Annotated in this window: 8 protein-coding genes and 1 tRNA gene; 4 read left to right on the forward strand and 5 right to left on the reverse strand. The window is 58.6% G+C overall.

The genetic code is table 11. The features are described from left to right. From ACILSI_RS26390 to ACILSI_RS26405, 4 genes are all read left to right on the forward strand, one after another. The coding region (locus ACILSI_RS26390) for a TonB-dependent receptor family protein (protein ID WP_395724920.1) at positions 1 to 1,389 on the forward strand (1,389 nt) is incomplete at its 5' end. A 118-nt stretch (positions 1,390 to 1,507) separates the two neighbouring features. Continuing rightward, the gene (locus tag ACILSI_RS26395; RefSeq protein WP_395724921.1) at positions 1,508 to 2,212 is read left to right on the forward strand and encodes a hypothetical protein; all 705 of its coding nucleotides are present in this window, start codon (positions 1,508 to 1,510) and stop codon (positions 2,210 to 2,212) included. An 88-nt stretch (positions 2,213 to 2,300) separates the two neighbouring features. Beyond that, a complete protein-coding gene (locus ACILSI_RS26400; RefSeq protein WP_395724922.1) occupies positions 2,301 to 2,783 on the forward strand; it encodes a DUF2059 domain-containing protein in 483 nt (160 codons plus the stop codon). Between the two features lie 34 nt (positions 2,784 to 2,817). Continuing rightward, a complete protein-coding gene (locus ACILSI_RS26405; protein ID WP_395724923.1) occupies positions 2,818 to 3,828 on the forward strand; it encodes a sialidase family protein in 1,011 nt (336 codons plus the stop codon). A 134-nt stretch (positions 3,829 to 3,962) separates the two neighbouring features. Here ACILSI_RS26405 and ACILSI_RS26410 read toward each other — a convergent pair whose 3' ends face one another. The 5 genes from ACILSI_RS26410 to ACILSI_RS26430 all read right to left on the reverse strand — a co-directional run bounded on the left by ACILSI_RS26410 (position 3,963) and on the right by ACILSI_RS26430 (position 6,927). Then, positions 3,963 to 4,988 (reverse strand): hypothetical protein, encoded by a 1,026-nt coding sequence (locus ACILSI_RS26410; RefSeq protein WP_395724924.1) that lies wholly within the window; start codon positions 4,986 to 4,988, stop codon positions 3,963 to 3,965. Between the two features lie 106 nt (positions 4,989 to 5,094). Next, positions 5,095 to 5,784 carry a DUF3223 domain-containing protein gene (locus ACILSI_RS26415; RefSeq protein WP_395724925.1) on the reverse strand — a complete coding sequence of 230 codons (690 nt, stop codon included), beginning with the start codon at positions 5,782 to 5,784 and terminating at the stop codon, positions 5,095 to 5,097. Between the two features lie 155 nt (positions 5,785 to 5,939). Continuing rightward, on the reverse strand, positions 5,940 to 6,509 hold the full coding sequence (pyrE, locus tag ACILSI_RS26420; RefSeq protein WP_395724926.1) for an orotate phosphoribosyltransferase: 570 nt from the start codon (positions 6,507 to 6,509) through the stop codon (positions 5,940 to 5,942). 62 nt (positions 6,510 to 6,571) lie between these two features. Continuing rightward, the gene (locus ACILSI_RS26425; protein ID WP_395724927.1) at positions 6,572 to 6,823 is read right to left on the reverse strand and encodes a hypothetical protein; all 252 of its coding nucleotides are present in this window, start codon (positions 6,821 to 6,823) and stop codon (positions 6,572 to 6,574) included. A gap of 29 nt (positions 6,824 to 6,852) precedes the next feature. Continuing rightward, positions 6,853 to 6,927 (reverse strand) — tRNA-Cys (locus ACILSI_RS26430). Between the last annotated feature and the right edge of the window lie 6 nt (positions 6,928 to 6,933).

Below are 6,933 nucleotides of genomic sequence, written 5' to 3' on the forward strand. Positions count from 1 at the left end.
GCCAACATCGGCACGAAGCTCAGCGCAAACCTCGAAAACCGCTTCTTCATCACCTGGGTGGACAGCAAATCGCAGCTCCCCGGCTCGCTGACGAAGGCGCAGTTTGAGGCCAGCCCACAGCAGGCCAACGCCGCCAGTCTCGCAGGCAGGCAGCGTCGTGATTACCAGCTCCTCCGCCTTGCGAACAAGCTGACCTACTCTGATGGCGACAACACGCTGGCCTTCTCCCTGTTCTGGTCCTGGAAAGACCTGGATCACCCGATTTTCCAGGTGATCGACCAGCTCAGCAACGACGTCGGCTTTGATCTGCGTTACGACGGCCGCAATCATCTGCTCGGCCTCGACAACGACGTGACGGTGGGCCTCGGCTTCATGTATGGCAACGCCGAGGACGACCGCTACCTCAACGTCGGCGGCAATCGCGGCGCGCTCGTGGCGCAGAACCGGGTGCAGTCGATGAACCTGAACTTCTACTTCCAGGACCAGCTTCATCTCACGGACACGCTGTCCTTCATTGTCGGTTCCTCCGTCACCTATGCGAATCGTGATCTGAATGAGCAGACGCTGTTTGGCCTGAACAACTCCGACCGGCAGGAATTCTGGGGCTTCAGCCCGAAACTGGGCCTGCTGTGGGAAGTGACGCCGAAGTCGCAGGTGTACTTCAATGCCAGCCGCAGCTTTGAGCCGCCGTCCTTCGGCGAGCTGACCGCCATCGGCGCCGGTGTGCCCGCGCTTGTCGCTTTGAAGCCGCAAACGGCCACGACGCTTGAAATCGGCACGCGCGGCGAGGCCGGCCGCGTCGCCTGGGACTTTAGCTATTACTACGCGTGGCTGGATGACGAGATGCTCACGCTCGGTGTTCCTGGCAATGCCACGCTCACCACCAACGCGGGCCGCACCATTCATCAAGGCATCGAGTTCGCGCTGAACGCCGACCTGCTGCGCAACCTGACCACCTCGGGAGACAGCGACTACGACCGCGTCGTGCTGCGCCAGAACTTCCTGTGGAATGACTTCCGCTTTGCCAAGGACGCCGCCTTTGGCGACCGCATGCTGCCGGGCGTCCCGCCGTTCTACTACCGTGCCGAGATGCTCTATGAGCATCCCTGCGGCTTCTACTGCGGTCCAAACGTCGAATGGTCGCCCAACAAATACGCCGTGGATCTCGCGCGCACGACGTTTGCCGATCCTTATGCGCTTCTCGGTCTGAAGTTCGGCTATCGCACCAAGAAGGGCACTTCCTTCTTCGTCGAGGCCCGCAACCTCACCGACAAAAACTACTCCCCCACCACCGGCGTCGTCCAAAACGCCACCGTTCCCGCCCAAAGCGCTGTCTTCCTCCCAGGTGACGGCCGCGCGTTCTACGCGGGTGTGGAATTCAAGTGGTAGGCGCTACGCTTCTGCAAGGGGCATGGGGCTTGGAGCCTGGAATGACGGGCCCGCTCGGCCCTTGACTCATTCCATGCCCCTTGCCCCAAGCTCCAAGCCATTCCACCTCTCACCACTCATGTCCTCCCGCCTCATCCGCAAACTCCACCGCTGGCTCGGTCTCGCCTTCAGCCTCTCTGTTCTCATCGCCTCCGGCAGCGGTGTCATTCACAACGTCATGACGCGCACGCAGGCGCCGCCGCCCTCCGCGCGGCCTTCCGGCGGCGGCATGGATGTGAATGCGATCAAGCTCACCGTGGCCGAGGCCGTCGCCAAGCTCAGCGAACCCAATCCCGAGGTTCAGGCCGTGAATCTGCGCGGTATTGGCGGCCAGCCCTGGTATCAGATTTACACGAAGGCCTCACGCGGGCCGCAGTACGTCAGCGCGGTCGATGGCAAGGCCGATCCTGCCCAGGATGAGGCCTACGCCGCCGAGATCGCCAAAAATTTCCTCGCCGGAGCCGAGGTGAAGAAGACGGACTTCCTCACCGCCTTCAACACGGAATACATCAACATCTTCCGCATCCTGCCGGTGCATCGTTTCGACACCGGCGACGCGTTGGACACGCGCGTCTATGTCTCCACCACCACCGGCAGCGTCACCCGCCACACCGACAAGCAGCGCCAGTTCGAGGCCACCATCTTCACCAACTTCCACAAGCTCGGCTTCATCCCGAACAAGGATCTGCGCGATCTCGTGCTCACCGTGATGACCTTCGGCACCTTCCTCGTCGCCTGCCTCGGCATCGCGCTGTTCTTTGCCACCCGGCCGAAGCAACGGTGATTTTTCTGTGCCACGACGGCTTGGCCTTTACGTTTGCGGCCGGATGCGCTAAAGCTCGCTCCTCATCCGCAGATTGCGGTCCACACCCATGAAAAAGCTCATCACCCTTGCCACCCTCGTCCTGACCCTTGCCACCGCGCACGCGGAGCTGGCCGCCTCTCATCGTGCGACGATTGAGAAACTCATCACCGTCATGCAGGTGCAGAAGCAGTTTGAAGCCTCCCTCGTGGCCGGCTTTGAATCCGGCCTGGGCACCAGTTCAGACCAGATCAAGGCGCTGCCGCAGGAGCAGCAGGACAAGTTTCACAAAGCCATCAAAAAGGTGAAGGACACCCTGCTTGAGATGATGAGCTGGGAAAAGATGAAGCCGGACCTCATCGAGGCCTATGGCAAAAATTTCTCCGAAAAGGAAGCCACGGACATCATCGCCCACATGGAAACGCCCACCGGCCAGATGCTCGTCTCGAAGCAGGCGGGCATGGTGGGGGACGTGATGGCGATGACCCAGGAGAAGATGAAAGTCATCATGCCCAAGATCATGCAGATCATGCAGGAGGAGATGACGAAGTAAAAAGCCAAGCACGCCGCGTATGTTCACCGCTGTCATGATTCCACGCCTGTTTTCCATCGTTCTCGGCTCCCTTGGGCTCCTCACCGGCCTGCTGCACGCGCAGGCACCCAAGGCGGAGCTGGTTTCCGTGGAAAAGATCTGGGACCAGGCCGGTCACAACGCCTTCACGGACCTCACGCGGTTCCAAAACTTGTTTTACTGCTGTTTCCGTGAGGCCAGCTCGACCACTGGCGAGGGAGTTATCCGCATCCTGCTTTCCTCCACCGGCAAGGTTTGGATCGACCAGGGCACCTTAGCCGAGGCCGGTACCGATCTGCGTGATCCCAAACTCATCATCACACCCGACAACAAGAGGCTGTACCTGCTCTGCGCCGGCCATTCCGCCACGCAGGGCCGACAGTCACGTTACGCCACCACGCAGGATGGCAAGGTGTGGACGCCGCTGCAAAAACTCCTCGCCAAAGGCGACACACTCTGGCGCACGACGGTCAATCCGGCGGACAAACGCTTCTACGCGGCCAGCTTCAACATCCACCCGAACTCCGGCGGCCCCGCGCCCGAGCCGGAGTGGTCGCTCAAAACTTACGCCAGCACCGACGGCTCCGTCTGGCAGCTTTCCTCCATCATGCAGGTGCCGGGCCAGCCTGCGGAAACCACGCTGCGCTTCCTCAAAGACGGCAGCGCCCTTGCCTTGGTGACCAGGCAGGGCGGCGACCGCAAAGGAGCCATCGGCATGGCGAAGGCGCCTTACCGCGAGTGGACCTGGGCCTCCGCCGGAGTGCCGCTCGGCGGGCCGAATTTCATCGAGCTGCCAGATGGCCGGCTCATCGCCGGATCACGCGGCTTTGGCGCCACGCCGGGAGCGCACATGGTGCTCTTCACCATGACTCCGAACAGCCTCACCCCGCTCCTCGAATTGCCCAGCGGCGGCGATTGCAGCTACCCCGGCCTCTACTGGCACGATGACGTGCTGCATGTGACGTATTATTCCAGCCACGAAGGCAACAAAGCCGCGATTTACCACGCGCAGGTGCGGATCAAGTAGGGCGCGGCCTAACGATGAGCGCAGGCACCCCTACCAGCAGGGGCGGGCATCGATCTCTGGGTTAGGTTGAAATCAGGGTAATCATCGAAACAGGGCGGCTGGCAGGGTTGCTCTGGCGCGGCTTGTTAGCCTTCTTAGGTGACTCTTAGGTAGGTGCGGCCACTCAGCAAGTTCTTCACTTGGGTCTCGTTGAGTGCTCCGATCTTGATTGTGATTTCTGGGATGGACTCTCCCATTGAGTGGCGGTGTCTCGCCTCCCTGATTTGCTCAAGGCTTAAAGTATTATTGCGGGCATTTATAACTCTCCAATAGAATGCATCGTCAGACCAAAGATCTGCCAAATATTGATGAGAGTCCGGGTCCCGCTCGCAGAAATTCGCTATCGCTCGTTCCCGATCTTCAAAACTCAGATCTCGGCTACCGATTACGCGGAGTTTGTGAAGGTAGGCCAACCCCTTCTTCCCACCTGGTATCATATTAAGTCCTTTAGGATGAAGAGTGTATTCATCGACAAACCACTCCTCCCACTTCATCGCCTCTTCTTCGGGAAGATTCAGGTCCAGGAGTTCCGAGCCGTAGGCAACCTGATCTAGGTCTAAACTGCCTCTCCACTGTTCGTGAAAGAGCTTTCTGCTCCCACTACGGACTTCCCCGAGGTGTTCGCTCAGGCGCTGAAGCCAATTTCTTCGAGTGATGCCTGCATAGGACAGTTCTCCGTCTGGTAGACCGATTGTGTGCAGGTAGCACATGTAGCCTTCCCCGGCGTCACCCCAATGCTTCAGCAGAACTTGCAAAGGAACCTTGTAACCCCATCTGGTGCCATCAGCATAGGTTGTCCAAAATTGGGCTACTACCCTCCGATCAGGCTCTGGTCTCCAGAGATCATGGTGCTTGTAATAGGGCTTCACCTGAAACTCCAAACGATCACTCCTCGCGTCGTATTCTAGCCCAATGTCTGCGTCATACTTCAGTAGCCTCTCCCCGAGCCCACCCTTATGGCTCTGACTCATCCGCATCAAACGAGTGATTAAGCCCTGCTCTTCACTGCTTGAATTGACTCTGCCAAGAAAGCGGTCGAACTCCCCAAGTCTCCTGGAGATGATTTCGTCGGGAGGTAGGATGCTCCGGCAGTTACGCAGACTCAGGAACTCGAGGTTCATTTCATTGGGCTAATGTCTAGCTCATCCACGGCGGGGATGGAAGCCCGAATTCAAAGAGAGACGTTGCCTGCCGTTGGACGGAGCGTCTTGTTCGCCGTTGGTGATCTCATAGCACTGGACTCCAATCAACGGGTGACTTGGGAAGACTCCTGCGTCCATCTTTAGATACTAGCTGTAGCTTAGCGTTCATTCGATGGTATGCAGCCCATTTGGTGCTCAGAGATTCGTCATGGAACGTGGCTACAGTGCCGCACGAATCCACATCAACGGTCAACGGTCTGATCCCGCTTACTTGAGTAAAACGAAAGAGGAGCGACTCGAAAGTATCGGGAGGTGGATAGTGAACATCGCAGTTGCCTCTCTCCAATATGAGGTTGTTGATTGGACACGACGGAGCCGATGAAAGGGCTGCATCCCTGAACTCTCTAACCTGCTCCTGCACTGCCGTCCTTGCCGCAGCCTTGTAGTCCTGAAGCCTTTGCGGAGTCAAAGAGGAGGTTTGTGTTGTCGGGATAAGTTTGATCGCATGTGGAAAGCTTATGTCGATCTGACTGCCATCAGTGCGATTGAGCAGAAATCCGCGGGTTCCATGCTCCGTGGTTTGTGTCGAAATAGACGAGACTCCGGGATAGGACTTCTCATGCCATTCATCGTGGTATCTGAACAAGTGGATCAAGAAATTAAATCCCTCCGCCGGAACAGTGGCTCCGTCTGGGGTGTTGTCACGAATCTCTTGGCATCGCTTTTCGATGAGCTTTTTCGTGGCGAACGATTCTGAACCGAGGGTATAAGGCATGGCGGTTTGGGCGGACGTTGTTTATCCACACTTAATTGGCGACTTCACGAATCAATAGGAAGGTGTCTATGAGTCAGCTGATGGAAGGGAGTTGAGGATCAACAGACAGGCTGCATAGACGCGAAGCGGATGATTGTCGTGCCAGCCAAGAGGCTCTAGACGAGATCGGCCCGCGTGAACGCGGCGACGACCGGGTAACCCTTGCTTTCGATGGCCTCGCGACCGCCTTCAGAGCGGTCCACCAGGATGAGGGCGAAGGCGATCTTACCGCCTTCTTCCTCAATGGCCTCGATCGCCTTCAAAGTTGATCCACCGGTGGTGATCACGTCATCCACGACGACGACGGGCTGCGTGGTGATGAAATTGCCTTCGATGCGCTTGCCCCGGCCGTGGCCTTTCGGCTCCTTGCGTACCACAAACGCCTGAACTGGTGTCGCATCGCCCGCGAGGCTGGAACTCATCGCCACGGCGAGCGTGATCGGGTCCGCGCCCATCGTCAGACCGCCGAGGGAGCCGATGCTCAGGCCGCGCTTCGCCTCTTCCTGACGCAGCAGGTCGTGTAGCACGCGTCCCACGAGCACCGCGCCGCGTGAGTCGAGCGTGGTCACGCGGCAATCGACGTAGAGGTCGCTCTCCTTGCCGGAGGCGAGGGTGAATTTGCCGGTCTTGACGGACTTGGCCTTGAGGATTTGACGGAGTTCTTCGCGGTCTTGCTGGAGGGACATGCCCGTGATTTAGCGATGAAGGCGGCCAAAAACAAGAACGGGATTGCCGCAAAATCAGCAGCTCACTTCCTGAACGACTTCAGGAAATGGAAGATCAGCCAAATTTGCGCGAAACCGACGGTGATGAGCAGGACGCCCAGTTCGATGGCATTGTCCTCCTCTGGGACAGCCAGCCGCAGGATGAACGCCAGCAGGATGATGCCGATGAAGGAAAGCACCGCGCCAATCGCCGGATTTCCACTCGGTGCCGAATCCGGGATGGGAATATGTGTCGGCAGTCCCTCCTTCCGTGGATCGTCGGGTGGTTCGCTCATGAGACTGTGCGACGGTTGGGTGGGGAAAATGGAGGCGAGGGCGGGAATTGAACCCGCGCATACCGGTTTTGCAGACCAGTGCATTACCACTTTGCTACCTCGCCATGCTC

Source organism: Prosthecobacter sp., assembly GCF_044232965.1.
Classification (GTDB): domain Bacteria; phylum Verrucomicrobiota; class Verrucomicrobiia; order Verrucomicrobiales; family Verrucomicrobiaceae; genus Prosthecobacter.